Here is a 1,572-nt window from a genome sequence, read left to right on the forward strand (position 1 = left end):
GCTTACCACGAAGCCGCACGACTCCGCTGGCGCACATCGCCGGGCGTGCGCCAGAATCGCTGATTCTGTCTGTGTCATGGGATTTACTGCGAAAGTTTGTTAATGGAAAGGAAGCCGCCAAAGTTGCCGACGTTATTGCGGAACTTACAACCGCTCAGGCATTTGCTGCATTTATCCTTCGTGATATCGGACGTTGGCTGGTCATATTCATCCGCGACAGCCGGACCGCTATAACCGCACTCGTCACCGCGATAGGTCCAGGTGCAGGTGTTGGCCAGCATGATACGTCCCGGAAAAACAGCGCCATCCGTTTCCGTCGGCGTGGACAGTACAAAGGAGGCACTCACCGCGCTCAGTTCGCTGCACTGCTCAATGCGCCAGCGGCTGATCACCTCCTGCTCCGGATCGGCGTAACTGTTTCCGTTGACGAAGTTCACCGCATCCAGAAAACGGGCGTAAACCTTACGCCGGACCACCGTTCCGCCGACCAGACTCTGCATATCTTCCGCCATCCCGGTGACCATACCGTACAGGTTAGAAACCGTCAGCGTGGGGCGCGTACTGGTGCCTTTGCCATTCAGTTCAAAACCGCTCCCCTGAATGGGATACGGCTGATACTGTCGCCCCTGCCAGGTGACCGGCTCACCTTTTTCGTTCTGCTCATTACAGAAAAAATAACGTTCTCCACCGACCTCTGTCAGGTCGATTTCCCAGAGCACCACGCTGGCCGACTGCTCCGCACGGGTGCATTCATTCAGTGTTTCCTGCCGGATATCCTGCATCAGTTCACCACCTGTTCAAACTCTGCGCTGAACTCAACACGCAGCATACTGACCCGCGACGACCATTTTGCGCAGGTCACCTTTATCTGCCGCCACTCATAAGGCGGCGTCCACAGAAAGGATTTCCAGCCCCCGTGCTCTTCCAGAAACGACTCCAGTACCGTGGCCTCCTCACGGGGGACAGAAAGCGTCACGCTGTACGTTTTCAGGTTGGCATTCAGCCCGGCAGGCGCTCGCTGAGAATAGCCATCACCAAAGCGCACCTTTCTTACAGAAGGGACCGAAGCCACATCCATACCGGGTTTCACTTTCCAGCGGAAGGTCTTCATCGTCCACCTCCGGAGAACAGGCCACCATCACGCATCTGTGTCTGAATTTCATCACGGGCACCCTTGCGGGCCATGTCATACACCGCCTTCAGAGCAGCCGGACCTATCTGCCCGTTCGTGCCGTCGTTGTTAATCACCACATGGTTATTCTGCTCAAACGTCCCGGACGCCTGCGACCGGCTGTCTGCCATGCTGCCCGGTGTACCGACACTGGCTCATATTTGCCGCCGGTTCCCGTAAATCCTCCGGTTGCAAAATGGAATTTCGCCGCAGCGGCCTGAATGGCTGTACCGCCTGACGCGGATGCGCCGCCACCAACAGCCCCGCCAATGGCGCTGCCGATACTCCCGACAATCCCCACCATTGCCTGCTTAAGCAGAATTTCTGTCATCATGGACAGCACGGAACGGGTGAAGCTGCGCCAGTTCTGCTCACTGCCGGTCAGCATCGCCGCCATATTC

The 1,572-nt window shown here is 57.2% G+C and carries 4 protein-coding genes; all 4 read right to left on the bottom strand.

Annotated features, from left to right (window positions below):
• Positions 1–83: 83 nt before the first annotated feature.
• Positions 84–782: a phage minor tail protein L gene (locus IA22_RS36220; protein ID WP_001152639.1), complete on the bottom strand. Its 699-nt coding sequence runs from the start codon at positions 780–782 to the stop codon at positions 84–86.
• Positions 782–1,111 carry a phage tail protein gene (locus tag IA22_RS36225; protein WP_000847379.1) on the bottom strand — a complete coding sequence of 110 codons (330 nt, stop codon included), beginning with the start codon at positions 1,109–1,111 and terminating at the stop codon, positions 782–784. Before IA22_RS36225 ends, IA22_RS36220 begins: the two co-directional genes overlap by 1 nt.
• A complete protein-coding gene (locus IA22_RS38485; RefSeq protein ID WP_003644036.1) occupies positions 1,108–1,251 on the bottom strand; it encodes a phage tail tape measure protein in 144 nt (47 codons plus the stop codon). The genes IA22_RS36225 and IA22_RS38485 overlap by 4 nt, the downstream gene beginning before the upstream one ends.
• The coding region (locus IA22_RS36230) for a phage tail tape measure protein (protein ID WP_479680729.1) at positions 1,245–1,572 on the bottom strand (328 nt) is incomplete at its 5' end. The genes IA22_RS36230 and IA22_RS38485, both read right to left, overlap by 7 nt.

It is taken from the genome of Kitasatospora papulosa, from assembly GCF_000717245.1.
GTDB classification, from domain to species: Bacteria; Actinomycetota; Actinomycetes; order Streptomycetales; family Streptomycetaceae; genus Streptomyces; species Streptomyces papulosus.